This window comes from Neobacillus drentensis NBRC 102427, assembly GCF_001591445.1.
Lineage (GTDB): Bacteria > Bacillota > Bacilli > Bacillales > Cytobacillaceae > Neobacillus > Neobacillus drentensis.
In genome coordinates, this window is record NZ_BCUX01000012.1 from 145,341 (window position 1) to 161,445 (window position 16,105).

23 protein-coding genes and 1 pseudogene are annotated in these 16,105 nt (G+C 35.0%); 16 read left to right on the plus strand and 8 right to left on the minus strand.

The annotated features are described in order from the left end of the window. Positions 1-21: 21 nt before the first annotated feature. Positions 22-456 (minus strand): very short patch repair endonuclease, encoded by a 435-nt coding sequence (locus tag BDR01S_RS07815; RefSeq protein WP_066250539.1) that lies wholly within the window; start codon positions 454-456, stop codon positions 22-24. A gap of 444 nt (positions 457-900) precedes the next feature. On the opposite strand from BDR01S_RS07815, the gene BDR01S_RS07820 reads away from it, so the two are divergent. The 9 genes from BDR01S_RS07820 (at position 901) to BDR01S_RS07850 (ending at position 6,047) form a co-directional block, all read left to right on the plus strand. Further along, positions 901-1,368 (plus strand): GNAT family N-acetyltransferase, encoded by a 468-nt coding sequence (locus tag BDR01S_RS07820; protein ID WP_066250543.1) that lies wholly within the window; start codon positions 901-903, stop codon positions 1,366-1,368. A 73-nt stretch (positions 1,369-1,441) separates the two neighbouring features. Then, positions 1,442-1,600 carry a hypothetical protein gene (locus tag BDR01S_RS25695; protein WP_169801421.1) on the plus strand — a complete coding sequence of 53 codons (159 nt, stop codon included), beginning with the start codon at positions 1,442-1,444 and terminating at the stop codon, positions 1,598-1,600. 148 nt (positions 1,601-1,748) lie between these two features. Beyond that, positions 1,749-2,474, plus strand: a complete 726-nt coding sequence (locus BDR01S_RS07825; protein WP_066250546.1) for a 3-ketoacyl-ACP reductase — start codon at positions 1,749-1,751, stop codon at positions 2,472-2,474. Between the two features lie 208 nt (positions 2,475-2,682). After that, positions 2,683-2,946: a hypothetical protein gene (locus BDR01S_RS25700; RefSeq protein WP_066250549.1), complete on the plus strand. Its 264-nt coding sequence runs from the start codon at positions 2,683-2,685 to the stop codon at positions 2,944-2,946. 259 nt (positions 2,947-3,205) lie between these two features. Next, positions 3,206-3,487, plus strand: coding sequence for a hypothetical protein (locus tag BDR01S_RS07835; protein WP_235846516.1), 282 nt, complete (start codon positions 3,206-3,208; stop codon positions 3,485-3,487). A 215-nt stretch (positions 3,488-3,702) separates the two neighbouring features. Continuing rightward, positions 3,703-3,858, plus strand: coding sequence for a hypothetical protein (locus BDR01S_RS25705; protein ID WP_180320544.1), 156 nt, complete (start codon positions 3,703-3,705; stop codon positions 3,856-3,858). A gap of 35 nt (positions 3,859-3,893) precedes the next feature. Further along, the gene (locus tag BDR01S_RS07840; RefSeq protein WP_066250556.1) at positions 3,894-4,259 is read left to right on the plus strand and encodes a helix-turn-helix domain-containing protein; all 366 of its coding nucleotides are present in this window, start codon (positions 3,894-3,896) and stop codon (positions 4,257-4,259) included. 55 nt (positions 4,260-4,314) lie between these two features. Beyond that, on the plus strand, positions 4,315-4,803 hold the full coding sequence (locus BDR01S_RS07845; protein ID WP_066250559.1) for a peptide ABC transporter substrate-binding protein: 489 nt from the start codon (positions 4,315-4,317) through the stop codon (positions 4,801-4,803). Positions 4,804-4,871: 68 nt separating this feature from the next. Further along, positions 4,872-6,047, plus strand: coding sequence for a GNAT family N-acetyltransferase (locus BDR01S_RS07850; RefSeq protein ID WP_066250562.1), 1,176 nt, complete (start codon positions 4,872-4,874; stop codon positions 6,045-6,047). A gap of 382 nt (positions 6,048-6,429) precedes the next feature. On the opposite strand, the gene BDR01S_RS07855 is transcribed toward BDR01S_RS07850, so the two are convergent. Further along, a complete protein-coding gene (locus BDR01S_RS07855) occupies positions 6,430-6,894 on the minus strand; it encodes a low molecular weight protein-tyrosine-phosphatase (protein WP_066250565.1) in 465 nt (154 codons plus the stop codon). A 212-nt stretch (positions 6,895-7,106) separates the two neighbouring features. On the opposite strand from BDR01S_RS07855, the gene BDR01S_RS07860 reads away from it, so the two are divergent. From BDR01S_RS07860 to BDR01S_RS07870, 3 genes are all read left to right on the plus strand, one after another. Next, positions 7,107-7,325 carry a hypothetical protein gene (locus BDR01S_RS07860; protein ID WP_066250568.1) on the plus strand — a complete coding sequence of 73 codons (219 nt, stop codon included), beginning with the start codon at positions 7,107-7,109 and terminating at the stop codon, positions 7,323-7,325. Between the two features lie 153 nt (positions 7,326-7,478). After that, complete coding sequence (locus BDR01S_RS07865; protein ID WP_066250570.1) at positions 7,479-7,718, plus strand: hypothetical protein; 240 nt, start codon at positions 7,479-7,481, stop codon at positions 7,716-7,718. Next, a complete protein-coding gene (locus BDR01S_RS07870) occupies positions 7,715-8,638 on the plus strand; it encodes a peptidase MA family metallohydrolase (protein WP_066250573.1) in 924 nt (307 codons plus the stop codon). Before BDR01S_RS07865 ends, BDR01S_RS07870 begins: the two co-directional genes overlap by 4 nt. A gap of 207 nt (positions 8,639-8,845) precedes the next feature. On the opposite strand, the gene BDR01S_RS07875 is transcribed toward BDR01S_RS07870, so the two are convergent. The 3 genes from BDR01S_RS07875 to BDR01S_RS24825 form a co-directional block, all read right to left on the minus strand. Next, positions 8,846-9,316, minus strand: coding sequence for a GNAT family N-acetyltransferase (locus BDR01S_RS07875; protein ID WP_082797342.1), 471 nt, complete (start codon positions 9,314-9,316; stop codon positions 8,846-8,848). Positions 9,317-9,541: 225 nt separating this feature from the next. Continuing rightward, positions 9,542-9,631: a YjcZ family sporulation protein gene (locus tag BDR01S_RS07880; RefSeq protein WP_066363100.1), complete on the minus strand. Its 90-nt coding sequence runs from the start codon at positions 9,629-9,631 to the stop codon at positions 9,542-9,544. A 71-nt stretch (positions 9,632-9,702) separates the two neighbouring features. After that, positions 9,703-9,828, minus strand: a complete 126-nt coding sequence (locus tag BDR01S_RS24825) for a YjcZ family sporulation protein (protein ID WP_082797343.1) — start codon at positions 9,826-9,828, stop codon at positions 9,703-9,705. A 576-nt stretch (positions 9,829-10,404) separates the two neighbouring features. Between BDR01S_RS24825 and BDR01S_RS07885 the strand changes: the two genes are divergently transcribed. Continuing rightward, the gene (locus BDR01S_RS07885) at positions 10,405-10,650 is read left to right on the plus strand and encodes a hypothetical protein (protein WP_066250581.1); all 246 of its coding nucleotides are present in this window, start codon (positions 10,405-10,407) and stop codon (positions 10,648-10,650) included. Positions 10,651-10,849: 199 nt separating this feature from the next. On the opposite strand, the gene BDR01S_RS07890 is transcribed toward BDR01S_RS07885, so the two are convergent. Next, positions 10,850-11,626 carry a DUF2268 domain-containing putative Zn-dependent protease gene (locus tag BDR01S_RS07890; RefSeq protein WP_066250584.1) on the minus strand — a complete coding sequence of 259 codons (777 nt, stop codon included), beginning with the start codon at positions 11,624-11,626 and terminating at the stop codon, positions 10,850-10,852. A 214-nt stretch (positions 11,627-11,840) separates the two neighbouring features. Between BDR01S_RS07890 and BDR01S_RS07895 the strand changes: the two genes are divergently transcribed. After that, a complete protein-coding gene (locus BDR01S_RS07895; RefSeq protein WP_235846517.1) occupies positions 11,841-12,560 on the plus strand; it encodes a class I SAM-dependent methyltransferase in 720 nt (239 codons plus the stop codon). A 76-nt stretch (positions 12,561-12,636) separates the two neighbouring features. Here the strand turns inward: BDR01S_RS07895 and BDR01S_RS26635 are convergent. Both BDR01S_RS26635 and BDR01S_RS07905 read right to left on the minus strand, forming a co-directional pair. Continuing rightward, positions 12,637-13,170, minus strand: a pseudogene (locus BDR01S_RS26635) (multicopper oxidase domain-containing protein); the annotation flags it as partial. 125 nt (positions 13,171-13,295) lie between these two features. Further along, positions 13,296-13,520, minus strand: a complete 225-nt coding sequence (locus BDR01S_RS07905; protein WP_174523437.1) for a hypothetical protein — start codon at positions 13,518-13,520, stop codon at positions 13,296-13,298. A 310-nt stretch (positions 13,521-13,830) separates the two neighbouring features. Between BDR01S_RS07905 and BDR01S_RS07910 the strand changes: the two genes are divergently transcribed. Then, positions 13,831-14,151 carry a sterol carrier protein domain-containing protein gene (locus BDR01S_RS07910; protein WP_066250592.1) on the plus strand — a complete coding sequence of 107 codons (321 nt, stop codon included), beginning with the start codon at positions 13,831-13,833 and terminating at the stop codon, positions 14,149-14,151. A gap of 488 nt (positions 14,152-14,639) precedes the next feature. Beyond that, positions 14,640-15,956, plus strand: coding sequence for a GntP family permease (locus tag BDR01S_RS07915; RefSeq protein WP_066250597.1), 1,317 nt, complete (start codon positions 14,640-14,642; stop codon positions 15,954-15,956). The last annotated feature ends 149 nt before the right edge of the window (positions 15,957-16,105 follow it).

The window sequence follows — 16,105 nt, forward strand, 5'->3', positions numbered from 1 at the left end:
GATTGGGATAAGGACTAGACTTCATGAATGTTTTTTTGAAATATCTATTCCATTAATATTTTTTATAAATGTTGCAATTTTGATAATAGCTTGATTAAAATCCTTTTTGAATTCATGCTCCCATACCCTCAAAATATTCCAACCGTTACCTCTATAATATGAATTTACTTCAACATCTCTCCTTCTGTTTCTATCCAGTTTTTTTTGCCAATAGTCTTGGTTCGATTTTGGCATATTACCGTGATCAGGGCAACAATGCCAGAAACATGAGTCAATAAAAATGACGATTTTATACTTTTTTATTGCAATGTCAGGTTTTCCAAGCAACTTAACATTTTTCCGATAACGGAATCCCATCTTCCATAGGGCTTTAGAAACTCTATTTTCAAGGGCTGATTGTGACTTTATTGCTTTCATATTTTTTGTTCTTTGTTCTATTGTTAAGTTATCAGCCACTTAGGTCACATCCATTTAGTTATTAACTACTATTATTTATCCCCAAATAGTGAAAAAATAACAAAAAGCGAAATCATCAAATTGCAGTATTTTCCTGAGCAAATATAACAAGGATTAGGATTCCAACTATATGGAATTTTTTTATTATTGGAAAATTAACCCTTATACTCTATCATTAAGATAATAGGATGATCTGCTTAGTGGATTGATATTTTGGAAAAAGTAAATGTAATTGAGAGAATTAAAGATAAATTTTTAGAAAATGGGAACATAATAGAAATTCCCTTATTAAAAGGGCAAAAAGCATTTCAAGCAGTTTTAAAATAAAATGGCATTAGCGTCAGCAATTAAGCCAGTCAACCTTTTCTACCCTTTGAGTATATTAGGGATAGCCAAATTAAAATAAAAATAGACAACCATTTCTGTCGATGGGGGGGATTTAGGATGGAACTATATTTTTATGAAGAGGGATATAAAAATGACATCGAACAATATCAATTAACGGAGGAACAACTTCGTTTTACTGGTAAGCCAACAGAATGTATCAACCTTTCAAATGAAGACCAAGATCGTTTTTCAATTTTAGCGATGGATCAGGAACATTTGGTCACCTTTTTCGATCTGCATAAAAATGAAGGAGTTAAACCATTCTCAAATAATGATAGTTCCATTTTACTAAGAGCCTTTTCGACAGATTTCCGTTATCAAGGGAAGGGGTATGCCAAAAATGCCCTTTTGCAATTACCTTCCTTTGTAAAGGAACACTTTAATGAAACGAATGAAATTGTCCTAGCAGTTAACCTTCAAAATACAGCCGCTCAAGAATTATATAAAAAATGTGGATTTATTGATGAAGGTGAACGAAGGATGGGGAAAAAAGGAGAACTGATCATCATGAGTTATCATTTGTAGATTTAAGACCGTTCTTATGGATTGTTTTGAATCTAATAAATAGTAAAATAGTAGAAAATTGGAGGCGGCTTTTATGATGAATAGCATAATTCCTTTAATAACATTTTTGCCACTAATCGTCCTAGCATTTGTTGTTAGATGGGTTTATCAAATTAAAAAAAATAGTGAAATTCAAGTGGAGCAAAACAGACAGATTATCTTGCTTTTGCAAAATAAGGATATTAGTAATTAACTAGTTAAGATTTTGGGTAGAATGCGGATGATGCCAGTGCACTTTTATTATGAACAGAGGTGTGTCTTCCTCTTTTTATTTTTGTGAGCATACTGTTAGAATAATTTTCCCACAATACTATAATAAGAGCCAGAAGGAGTTGTTAATAATGACACAATCACTAAAAGGAAAAGTAGCGTTTGTAACGGGTGCTGGAAGAGGTATTGGCAAGGCAGTTGCAATCGCTTTAGCAAATGAAGGTGTAAACATTGGTTTACTCGCAAGAACAGAGTCTGCCTTAAAGGAAGTCGTAAGTGAAGTGGAAGGTTTGGGAGTTAAAGCAGCTTACGCGGCCGTTGATATTTCATCTCAGGAAGAAGTAGAACAATCGATTAAAAAAATAACGGGCGAGTTGGGTACCGCTGATATCCTAATCAATAATGCAGGAATTGGGAAGTTTGAAACACTTTTAGAAATGGATCCGCAGGAATGGAAGAGAATTATTGATGTTAACTTAATGGGCCCCTATTATGTAACAAAAGCGGTTCTTCCTCAACTTATTGAGAAAAACGGCGGTGATATCATCAACATTTCGTCTACAAATGGGTTAAGCGGCGCTGCCACATCCAGTGCCTATAGTGCCTCCAAATTTGGCGTCATCGGCTTAACGGAATCATTAGCACAAGAAGTACGAAGAAATAATATCCGCGTTACCGCATTAACGCCGAGTACCGTGGCTACTGAACTTGCAGTTAAAACGAACTTAATCGCTGAAAATAATGATGAGAAATATATGCAGCCGGAAGACATTGCTGAATTTATCGTTGCTCAATTAAAATTGCATCCACGTATTTATGTGAAAACAGCAAGCATGCTGGCAACGAACCCATTCTAATTGAATCGTGTAAATAAACAATAGGTTATTCGTAAAGGCCCAGCTACAGAACTGGGCCTTTTGTGCTGCCTTAATAAAGATTCCTTTCAGAATTCATCTAACCTAATTGTTACACTTGAAGAAACCGGAAAAAAGGCACCTGACCCCCGATGCGTTACATTTCATTCGGAAAACATAGAATGAAGCGAAAGAACTGCCTGAACTTTTTATGAAAAATAAGCATGAAACCACACTTTGGAAGATGTTGCGAAGAGTTTCGGATAGGATTACTATTCAGCTCAATAAACAACTCCTTGATGAGGCTTCGTCAGTTGAAACATTTATGTTTAATAATATTGGGCTTAGCTTGAATAGAGTAGAAGAGACGCTTTCACTTAAGGAGGGTGAAGAAGTACATGTCCTAAGTTCTAAATTACTAATTCAGCACCCTACTTTAGTTTTTAAAGAGGTACTTTCCTTAATTGAAAAGTAATATCAATTGTTAAATTAATTATGTGTAGATTGGCAAATAAATAAGTAAAATGTTTTGAGAAATATATATACTATAAAGAACCTTGTAGATTAAATCTGCAAGGTTTTTGCTATAATTGAGTTAACATTTGGAAAATTTATGCTAATTGGGGTTACAAAGCTTAAACTACCAATCATTTATTTAATTTAGCCTTAAAACCATGGAATATAAGGAACTAAAATAAAAATGAGGTGATTGCATGCTGAGATGTGCCTGGTGCATGAAGAAAATTAAAGAAGAAAAACAAGTGTATTCGTTAAGCGTAAAGTTTGCAGAAGGAAAAGAAATTTCGGATGAGGATGGGCGGATTACCCATATTCGCCTCGAATCACGAAATACTAGTGTTCCTATGATTGTTACTGGAAGAAATTCAGAAGCAAAATTGAAAGGAATTGATGGGGTATTTCCTTTTTGCAGTGAGAAATGTGGAAAGAAAATGAAAGATATTGTTAGTCGGGAATTAGCGACTTTTGAAGCAGTGAAGGATATATATATTAAATAAACATTCGTTTTTTATCTAGGTAACTCATAGTACTTAATGGTTAGAAAAAACGAATCAAACGATTGATTAAATCGGTGGAGCCCTTGGTACATATGCTCTAAAAAACTAACCAAACGTTTGATTAAATTCTTGATCACACAGTGCATATAGAAAAAAAGGCATAATTTAAATCAAATAGACAGTAGAGTAGTAGAAAATTGGAGGGGGCTTTTTTGATGAATAGCATAATTCCTTTAATAACCTTTTTGCCACTAATCGTCCTAGCGTTTGTTGTTAGATGGGTTTATCAAATTAATAAAAATAGTAAAATTCAAGTGGAGCAAAACAAACAGATTATCGTGCTTTTGCAAAATAAGGATATTAGTAATTAACTATTTAGGAGCTTAACAATACGAAGGAGGAAGAGATGAAAATAGAATACTCAGTCATAATATTAGCTCTATCTATTGCCTTTAGTGGATTTTGGATAGGCAATGCGCTTAAACAGGACAATGCTCTTAAATCGGATAATGTAGAAATGACATTAACAGATGATACCCTATCCATTTCAGAAGCAGCAGCCTATTTAAAGATTAGCGAGGATTCAATAAAAAGAATAATCAAAATAGAAAGAGTAACCCTGGAACAAAGTGGATCATTTGACGGTATGATGTTCCCATATTCGAAAATATATGACCAGTATGTTTTTTCAAAAAAATCTTTGGACCAATGGATACAGGAGAAAGTAATAACTCAAAGCGTATATAGTGTGGAAGGGGTTCAAAGCAGATAACACTTTTGGAACCTTTGTGAATATGTTTCGTCTCATTTAAAAAGGGGGCAAAAGATTGAAAATTAAATTTGGTTCCATTCTATTGATTTTATCGCTCTTTCTCACAGCATGTAACATTGGAGTAGACCCGAAGGAGCATTTAGGTGAAATTTACAGTGTTGCGTTGGACTCCATCATGGAAAAGGACGAGGCATTGAGTAGTGAGATGAAATTTATCGCGATTGATATGAGCAATTTCGACGATGGATTAAGTGCGAAGGATAAACAAGATATTATTACTTTTTTCAAAGATAAATATAAAATGGATGTAATGGTGGCCACTTTTGATGAACTGAAAGAAAAAGGATTCTACGATCCCGAAAACATGTCTTTGACTGGTGTTCTTCTTAGAATCGAGAAAGTGGACTTTAAATGGAATCATAATGTCTTCTTTGAAGGATCTAAATATCGATCAGGATTAGGTGCAATTGGTGTAGAAGGTACTGTTCACTATAAAGATGGCACTTGGCAAATAAAAGAGTCGAAAGAGACCTGGATCAGCTAATGTTTGAAATTGTAACTAAATAACGTACCGAAATTTTATATACGTTCATGAAAAGGGGATGAAGCTTAATGTTGGTTAGAGAACTGACAGAAGAGGATTACATAGAATCATTGAATCTGTCCATGTATGCGTTTCAATATAAGGTTCCGGAATCAGATATACCAGCTAGATTAGAAGGATTACGAAACCAAAAAGTTTTAGGGATATGGGATAAGGACATTCTCGCTGCCAAACTACATATTTACTCGCTAAGTATTTTCATGAGAGATGCGGAATGGAAAATGGGCGGCATTGCAGGGGTGGCTACATACCCGGAATATAGACGAAACGGATACGTGAAAACACTCATGGTTGATTCCTTAAAACATATGCGAAATAATGATCAGATTGTATCGCTTTTACACCCGTTTGATATTTCTTTTTATCGAAAATATGGATGGGAGATCTTAACTGAAACGAAAAAAATCACGATTGAAAAAATAGACCTTAAGTTCCTCGAACCGCAGCAAGGTGCTATTAGAAGATTTTCAAAAGAGACCCATAATGAAGAAATAGAAAAGATTTATCAACACTATTGCACGCAATATACAGGTATGTTAAAACGTGACACCCGTTGGTGGGAACAACACGTTTATGATGAAAATTCGCAGGTTGCTGTCTATTATCGTTCAGACAAAGAAGCTACGGGCTATATGCTTTACAATGTGAAGGAAAGTAAAATGGAGGTACAGGAGCTGGTTGCTCTTGACCATGAAGCGAGAATTGGGCTATGGAATTTCATTTGCCAGCATGATTCCATGGTCAAAACCGTAACGATTCATCTTGCCAGTCAGGATCCTTTTCCATACTTTCTGCAGCAGCCCAACGTGAAAATAGAGTTACACCCTTATTTTATGGCAAGGGTCGTTGATGCGGAGGAATGTTTACGGAGATTTCCGTTTCTACATGAAAATGAGTCCCTATTCCTGCATCTTGAAGATTCACATGCACCATGGAACAATGGGAGTTATTTACTTGGTAAGGGAGAAATAAAGGTGTTTAAAGAAAAAACCGGGGGTCAATGTGTTCATCCACCTAAAAAAGGGATCCGCTTAAATATCAATTCCCTTTCAGCGATTCTCTTTGGTTACAAAAGGCCGATGGAGCTTTTTGAAATGGGCTACCTGAAAGGATCAAAGCCTGAAATTGAACTTTTTGAAAAAAAGGTCCCGGCAATGCAATCATCATTTATTGATTTCTTTTAAGTTATGAGTTTATCCTTTAGTGGGATTTCTCCCACAGCTGACAACTATCTTCTCTAGGTGGAAAACCAAACATGCGGGAATATTCACGACGTAGAAGGTTGTTAAAGCTGGAACCCGTCCCTCTAAACCCGCCTGTTAGTGTCTATGCTTCAGCAAAAATATTATTAATACAAAAAATAACCCTCAAGATTGTTCAGAAACAATCTTCGAGGGCATCCAATCATATGTTTAAAATAGGGTCTTGAAGAAGATAACTTAATAATAGTTTATTATTCAACAGAGCAATGTTTGTGAAGGATAGTAACCGGATTTTACAATTTCAAAAAATAGGTTCAGTGAAATAAACTGTTTTGACCGTCGCATTAAGATAGATGCCTTGTTGCTATAAGTTTTGTTCGCTGCGTATTTTATTGAGTAATGCCCGGCAGCCAACTGAAACAAGACGATAGGTTTCATCAAAATCACCTGTGTAAAATGGATCGGGGACATCTTTCCTGTATTTGGTCAGGTCGAGTAGCCTAATGACCTTTGGATGATTAGACTTGCCGGTTATCCTGTAAATACTTTTTATGTTGCTTTCGTCCATACCAATAATATAATCGAACTTCCAAAAGTCTTCTTTCTTTAGTCGGCGTCCAACAAGCCCATCGGAAGAGATATTGTATTTCTTTAGAATATCAAGAGTTCCTTCGTGCGGAGGGAAGCCGATTTGCCATGAACTGGTTGCAGCGGAATCAACTGCGATTTTGTTTGTCAAATTTTCTTTTTTGACTAAGTAACGAAACAAAGCTTCAGCCATCGGTGAACGGCAAATATTCCCCAGGCACACAAATAAAACGTTGATCATGTACTACCCCTTTTTATTTATCTTATTTTTTTCCATTTTAATAATCTTTTTTGTAATGAATTATGTATATACAAAATAGTGGATTGGACAGGTGTGTTATTTTGCATTGTGATGAACTAAACTTAAGCTAAAGGGTGCTTGAGTTGAACAATGCAGTTATATTTATTGATAATGTATAATATTGGTATATTTAACCGTTTGGTAGGAGTAATATGTTTAATAATGGTGGCACACTGTTTGCATCAGAGGGGGTATTTGTTCTTTTAACCTTTTTACCAATTATTTCATATTTAATTTTTACTGGTTTTGGAATTTATTTTGTAATCAAGGTAATTAAGTTTATGAATGCGAAAACAGAATCAGACCAAGAAAGAAATAAAAAGATTGATGAATTAATTGGGGTTAATGGTCAAGGTAAGAATATTGAATAATTTTTTGTATTGTTGAACTTGCGGGTTCCATGAGTTCTATAAAATTTGGCCACTTAGGTAGCCTTTTTATCTTGTTTCACTAACGTGGTTGGTTAGTGAAAGAAGAAAATGGAATTTTGATAATGTGATTAGATATAAAATAGGATGTGTAGTATGGAAAAGTATAGAAAGTTAATCGAATCAATACGATTATATAGTATGATTGCACTTGGTTTTGCAATGGCTATTTCAGGTAATCTAATAGTATGTTTGTCAATAGCACTTATACTTGGTTTTGTAGACCAAATACAATGTGGCTTTAAAGCCTATTCTTTCGAAACCCCTAGCTTTAGCTATGGGGATACTCATAGTAAGCAAGTTCAAAAAGTGATAGACAAGTGGGTGCAGTATTGAAATTAAAAGTAAAAAAATCTTTGAAAATTGTCTTTATAGTTGGTTGTAGTATTACAATTTTGGTTAGCTTCTTTATTTTTATTGTGCTGAAAGAACTCCAAAAAGAAATGTCTCAAAAAGTAGGTACAGAGGTTAAATTGGCGGATATGATTAAAGCCGTATCAACATTGAATTACAACAGTGATTCTGAAGATGAAATTAAAAAGAAGAGCGATAAAAAAGTGATGTACAATGTTACTGTCTATTATAATCCAGGGCTAAAGGGTATTCTTCCGCAAACTAAAGAATCTTTAAAGCGTGCTGAACAGTTAACTAAAAAGTACCTGGGGATTTATAAAAATAAGCCTGTGGATTTACTTTTTATGGATTCAAATGAATTAAAAAAATTTAGCACTTTAAAAGATATATCTGGGTCTTATTCCGATTTTGATAAAGTTATAGCAATTGGGGTTAATGAAAAAGATATGGTGAGTATAATTCAAGAAAAGGAGACTCCATTGTATTTCTTTCAAAAGAGTATTTTCCACGAGTACACCCACTTTGCAACATATAGGAAGTTGGACGAAATTGGAGTGAGAACTAATGACCTTCCAGTATGGTTTGTTGAAGGTATTGCTGAATATGTAGGGGAAAATGAGGAACCTTTGGATTTTCATTCTTTTGAACCGACCTTCATTGAATTAAAACAATTGGATAGTCACGATCAATGGGAAAAGGCTCGACAAACAAAACGGGCAAATCCTTACTTACAGAGCTATTTTACAGTAGCCTATTTAATCAATACCTATGGTGAAAATATAATTCCTAAGTTATTGATGGAAACGTCTACCACTAAAAACTTTTATGGATCTCTTCAAGAAATAACTGGAACAGATCTTAATGGATTTGAGGAACACGTTTTGAGCTTTTATCAAAAATAATCTTTGTTACTTCATTTTGAAATTTTGTACTTAAAGTAACGGATGCTAGAGTTTAAGATGGGGACTGCTGCGGCAATGACGCTCCCTTTTTTTTATTGTACTGACGAAGAAGTTTAGTTAATGATTTCATGATTTTTTATGAACTTTTACGAAAAGAGCCTTTATTTTTGAGAATATCAATCTTTATAAAAGGGGCCTTAAAAAAGGTTAAAGAATCTTTTCATAATTAATAAGAGTTAAGTATTCGTTAACTTGTTGCTCCCCTGTTTTTTTATAGCCAAATTTTTCATAAAAATGGCGATTTCTACGGTTGTCCTTAGGTGTATCAAGTGACCACTTTTTAACTTTAGGGAATTGCCTTTCTAATTCCTGTAAAATTTTTGATCCTAATCCTTTATTTTGAAACTCAGAGCCAAGGAAAATTCGATACAAATAATTATGATCTTTTGCTTGCTTTACAAGACAGATTCCGCCTGCAAGCCTGCCATCAACGAATATAGAATAGTGCAAAGAATTTTGCATTCTAAAAAAAAAGTAATCCAATGATTCAGTTGCAGGACTTGTATGATAATCCTTATATTTAATTAAATCTGAATGAAACGCTTCTTTTTGAATCTTTAACAATTCGTTTGCTTCCGCATGCTTTGATGGTATTATCTTAAATTTCAATTTTCCCACCTCTTACGCCATTTCTGTCATTATATGAATATCTGCCACATTGTTTAATTTTTTATTTCACAGCAGATTAAAAAAAAGAGCCCATAGGCTCCTTGAAACAATGTTTAAATCATTTGCTTAATAGAATCTGCGTTTTCTTCTTTCAAATTCAAAGTCCTACATTCATTTCAGAAACAATATGACAAAGGGACAGATTAACTAAACCTGCCGTTTGTTCCGTACAATTTAGTAGCCACTCATAAAAGAAGTTCCTACAATGATAAGGAGAATAAACAATACCACGACGAGCCCCATACCGTGACCATGTTCTTCCACGAATAACACCTCCAGTACTTGCTTATATAGGATATTACTCGGCAAAAATCATACCGTTTGTTCATTAAACATTAACACCAACTGGACAGTACGATAATTAACAGAATGAACAATACAACGATTAAAACAAAAGTTGAACCGCCGCCATAGCCACCGCTGTTGCTATAACCGCCGCTATATCCACATGATCCCCACATATTTTTCACCACCTATTGGATTATTCGAAGGAATAACACACCTGCTATGTATATATATTCCTTAAGACAAGGGTTGATTGGACAAGCATCATGGTGTTAGGACAAAATCAGCGATTTGCTTAAACAATACTAAAAATAAAAAAGCGTCTGCAATACATGCAAACGCCTCTTCGGAGGTATTTCTTTATGCAAGATGTTGCTTATGGTGGTAGTTATAACATATGCACTCAGAATAAAACTGAATGGGACAAGTGCTGATAAAAGTAAATAAATTAGAAAATGGACAAAATGAACTTTTTCTTCCTTGGTTATGACGGTTTTTGGATTTTATTTTAGTGCAATATTTCAGGATATGGCATTTGGGGCTTCTGAAAAGGAGGATTACCCACGACACTTTTATGGTATTGGGTTGGAGCGGGTTTACCCTAATGTCCACCATTTTTATCTGTATTAGGCAAGCAGGAAAATCAATTCGAAGATTTTAAGTTTCCACTAATACCCTATACACTTGTCCATTACGAAATTTATTTCCATACATATGATGTCGTATGGTCATAAGTAAATGGGGGTGAAAAAATGTCAGTTGAAAATTATCATGGACTGTGTCACAGACATATGGGTAGAGCTGTTGAAATTAGAACCCATGACGGGAGAATTCATAGGGGAATCATTCATCGTGTTTCCAACAACAGAGTTTTTCTTCAACCGATTGGACGACCTAGAAATCTAGGCGGGTTTGGATATGGAGGCTGGGGCTGGGGCGCTGGAATTGCGCTAGGTTTTATCGCTTCATTAGCTGTAATTTCTCTATTCTTTTGGTAGTTCATAAAATTATGTTGTAAGATTTATAAAGAATAGAGTTAAAGCATAAATCGCAAGAACCTCGATCAGCTAGGTATTGGAGCTAGATTCCGATAAACTACATTCAAAGTGATCAACAAAAGATCATTTGATCGTTACATGATCCAATAAAAAACGGACGAGAATTTTTTTCGTCTGTTTTTTCCATTTTATCATACTTTCACTTTATTTGAGCAATATGATCTGTTTTGATACTTAGTAGATCTATACTTGTTTTGTTAGTTGCTTTAATATAATTCATAACCAAGTAATGCCCAACACAGTACCCTAGCATTTTCGGATAGAAACGTGATCCATACAATATGTTTTGATGTTTAAGGTCATTTTTTGGAACATCTTTATTTGGGAGCACTAAGTTTTTCCACATTTTCTTTAGCTCTTCATTGGAATAATACGATGTCCAAGTAGCTAAGTATTCTTCACCCAATCTTTCACGTACTGCATTTTCAGCTAATCCTTCTAAAATGATTGTGTCCAGCAATACGTAATCCTCTTCGTTTTTTTGAAAATTGGATAACCGACAAACATGGTTATACTCATGTGTAAACAATGCCCTTATTTCCTTTTCCGTGTTATCCTCTGAAATAAATAAAAGTAGTTTATCCTTGAAGGCCAAACCTGATTTTCCGTTAAAGTCCTGTTTTAATTTTCGGTTGTTTTTATCTGATGGAAAAATAAAGATAGGGATATTTGGTCCTTCCCACACTTTTTGAAGTCGTAGACTTTCCTCTTGTACAATTTCCCATATTTTATTTTTTTGTAATTTTTTCACTACATCGTTTCCGTTCCCAAAAGGATGATACATTCCATGTAGAGTTAAGTAATCGTAGATTTCGGAAGGTAGAGCACCCTCAAAGTGAACTGTTAACTTTTCACATATTTCCATTGGTTTATGATATGATTCGTGCAACCACTTATCTGTTCTAATCACGCCCATATCAGCCCCCCTAACTACACATTTTGTTTAAAATACATTATGCACTTATCATATAATCGTTCCGAAACCTTTTTCCTTACCTTCCTGACATCCTTAAAAGGTTCCTATTTTCCCCCTAATAGGCCTTTAAAAGTTCATTAGTGTTTATAAGAGTATCGTGAACAAATTTATCCCACTATCATAAAATAATGTACAATTTCTAGAAGGGATGGGATTGAATTTGAATTACACTTATCTTGATTGTTTAGCAATATTTGGAGTTGGAGGTGCCCATCCTGGAGGTCTTCAACTAACAAAAGAGCTCTTATCAAGGGAAAAAATAGATGAAACAAAGTCGATTCTTGATGCTGGGTGTGGTACAGGGCAAACCTCTGCCTATATTGCAGAACAGTACCAATGTCATGTTACTTCCTTAGATTGTAATAAAATCATGTTGGATAAGGCTAGACAAAGATTTTCATCCTTACATTTGCCAATTGATGTAAAGCAAGGGAGCACTGAAAATCTTCCTTTCGATGAGGGTTTATTTGATATGATTCTTTCAGAATCAGTCATATCCTTTACAGATGTCTCCTTAACAATTTCTGAATTTAAAAGAGTATTAAAGCCAAATGGTGTTTTGCTTGCAATTGAAATGGTACTTGAAAAATCACTTCCTGAAGATGAATTAAAATCTATCGTTAATTTTTATGGAGTTTCTCGATTACTAACTGAAAATGAATGGTATAACTTATTCAAAAGAGCCGGCATTAAACAAGTTAGTGTAGAGAATTTTAAACTTGAGTTGGATGAAAATGAGGTGCAAAATGTTACGGATTTTTCACTTTCGGAGAATATTGATGATGAATTTTTTGAAATTCTTGAAAAGCACTTGCACCTCACAACAGTTTATAAGGATATACTAGGTTTTCGACTATTCAGATGTTGTATTTGAACAGTTCAAGTCATACATTTCCTGCTCTTTTCAACGCTTTATTAGAGATTAGCTGTTAATCCTTGAGAACTGACTATTATCGGATAACAATATACGGTCTCATCATTTCATAATCCTCGTGCTCCAAGATATGACAGTGCCAAACATACAATCCAATATAGGGTCCAAACTTCATGATAATTCGAGTTACCTGGTTAGGATTAGCTATTACTGTATCCTTCCGTCCTAGTTCTTATGGTTCGGGAGACATCGCCGTACCCGTATAATTCATAATTCTCTCCTTGTTATACTTTTCTACATCGAAATCTCTCCTGTCTAATAATTGAAAATCAATTAAGTGAAGATGAATAGGGTGTGCGTCGGTAGTTAAGTTAATTAGATACCATATTTCGGTTGATCCTAATTTTGGATTTTCTGTTATAGGGGCATCCCACTGTTTATTATCCAAAAGCATGAATTCTCGTCCGTACTTATCCATATTATCATTTAATGTTAGGTATCTTACCCTTGAAGCCGACTGTCCACTTATCATTGGAAAAGGCTCCATATACTGCGGAATAACACTGGTATCAATACTTGTAAGAGGAAGAAAGACTCTAAATTCCATCACTATACCTACCGCATTTGCAGGATCCCCATCAGTTGTATCATTTAGATCAATATGAAGTGATTGCTTAAATTCTGTCATTTTCACTTCATAGATTTTAAAGATATCATTTATATGAAATTTTAAAGCTAGTTGTTTATAAACAAAGTAAAAAAGTCTGCAATGATAAAAATCCGGGCAGCAAACATGGCATAGGCAACCCCAGCAACACCTGTTACTGGAAGGCCGAACCATCCTTTGATAGCAATAAAGGAACCGAATATACTAATCACATTCATGATAACAGTAACAACCATGGTTTCTTTTGTATGTCCGTAACTGTGCAAAACAGCAATTAATGTAGTAGGTGCCATGAATATTTTGGACAAGTCTGTCAATAAACAGCTAACGAAAAATAGGGGACTACCGTAAATAGAAGATACAAAGTATCACCGAGTCCTTTTAGCTCCTATTGTCTCGCACAATAAGGCTAAAAGGGCAATGGCGTAGAGCCTATGATTGGGCTGCGGTATGTGGTTTTTACTCCATGTCGTAATGAACTGGAGAAGTAGTAAGACCAGGAACCCCAGCCGAAAGGCGGCTTTGATGAAGGTTTAAAAAAGAATCCCCTGGATTTATCCATGGGGCGAAGTCAAGGCAAGGGTCGTCGATGCGGAGGAATGTTTGCGGAGATTTCCGTTTCTGCATGAAAATGAGTCCCTTTTCCTGCATCTTGAAGATTCACATGCACCATGGAACAATGGGAGCTATTTACTTGGTAAGGGAGAAATAAAGGTGTTTAAAGAAAAAAACGGAGGTCAATGTGTTCATCCTCCTAAAAAAGGGGTTCGCTTAAATATCAATTCCCTTTCAGCGATTCTATTTGGTTACAAAAGGCCGATGGAGCTTTTTGAAATGGGATACTTGAAAGGATCCAAGCTTGAAATTGAACTTTTTGAAAAAAAGGTCCCAGCAATGCAATCATCATTTATTGATTTCTTTTAATAATATGACAAAGAAAAAGCATCAGCACCCTTATCCATGCTGATGCATTTTTCTTTTAAGTTATGCGATTATACCGTTTCTACTTCCTCTGGCACTACCGTTTCCGTTTCATTTTCATCAAAAACAACCGTTTCAGAATATAAATTATCTTCCACTAGCACATCTTCTGGTATTTGAACATCCCTCTCTTCCTCAATCTATGAAAAAAATGCATGGTTAGTATTCCGATTATTCATTTTACTCGCATAAACATAAGAGTTATACTAAGTGTGTCGAATTTGTGAACAAAATTTTAAATACTAGGAGTGAAATAGGATACATCATTTGAAAACAACGGATTCCGTAATGACTGGTGCATCTATGGTTGTTGCAGCAGTTAAAACAGACAGGAAATGAAATAATTATTTTTATTTATCTCGAACCCGAGATATTTTAATTAAAAGCTTATTGTAAGATTAATTTTTTAATATAAAGGGGGAAAAGTAGAAATGGATCTAATAGGTTTGCTGGGAATATTGTTAGGTATATTAACAATCATTCTCTTCATTATTAAAAAGTTCAATATCATCATTGCTGCACCCATAGCGACGATTGTTGTGTTGCTCTTTAACGGGGTACCTATACTCGAAACCGTATTTGGTAAAGAAAATTCTTATATGACGGCACTTGCTGGGTTTGTTGCATCCAATTTCGCGATATTCTTATTAGGTTCTATATTAGCGAAATACATGGATAAAAGTGGGGCAACGGTTTCAATTGCAGATAAAATATTGTCACTGGTAGGAACCAAGAACCCGTACAACGCATTAGTGGCATTATTTATTATTTCTGCCATTCTTACTTACGGTGGTATTAATGTATTCGTCATCATATTCGCACTAATTCCCATGGCTAAACCGATCTTTAGACAACTTAATATTTCGTGGAAATTAGTTGCCATTCCTGTGTTTGGTGGGACTTCAACATTCACTATGACGATGTTGCCTGGGGCACCTTCCTTACACAATATTGTGCCTTCAACGGCTTTGGGAACCACATTGACTGCTGCGCCGCTTATCGGAATCGTCACTTCCATCGCAGCGATTGTCTTCATACTAGTCTTTATGAAATTCTCTTTGTCCAAAAGCTTGCGTATGAACGAGACATTTAATGTGGATGAGAAGGTTGAAAGTAGTGAGGCATCTGAACGCAAGCTCCCATCATTCATTATCAGTTTACTGCCTATCATCGTGTTATTAGGCATAATACTCATATTTAGTTCTGTGAAAAATATTATTATTGTCGCTTTAATTGTTGCGATCGTAATGAGTGCTATATTATTCCGTAAACAAATTGCTCAGCAAAAAGAGGTATTAAGCCAAGGTGCTAACGAATCGTTATCATCAACGATAACAACTGGTAGTACCATTGCATTTGGTAGCATTGCAACAAGTGTTCCTGCGTTTAAGGGTGTATTTCAATTGATTCAATCCATTCCTGGACCTCCGATACTCTCATTAATGATTGGTACAGGTCTTATAAGCGGTATTACTGCTTCTGCTGTTGGAGCAATTGGCATTTCTGTTGCGAATTTTGCACCGATTTATTTGGAAATGGGATTAGATCCGGAAACGATTCACCGCGCGATTGCCATCTCATCTGGAGCTCTATCAATCGTTCCTTACTCTGGATTCTTGATTATTTTTAACAATTTAACGGGATTAACGATGAAAGACACTTTCAAAAATGGATTTATTAGTATAAGTGTTACTTCATGGGTAGCAATGGCTGTTATCGTTGTCATGACCCTCTTAGGTTTAGCTTAACCATCTAACTGTAGCAAGTTTTCATCTTGTTATCAATGATTCAACTATAACGAAACATTAGAAACTTTAAACTAAGTTTTTTATGTGATAGATGTAATTACTATAATTAAAAGTATAAAATTAGGAGGAATATATCATGAGTAAAAAAA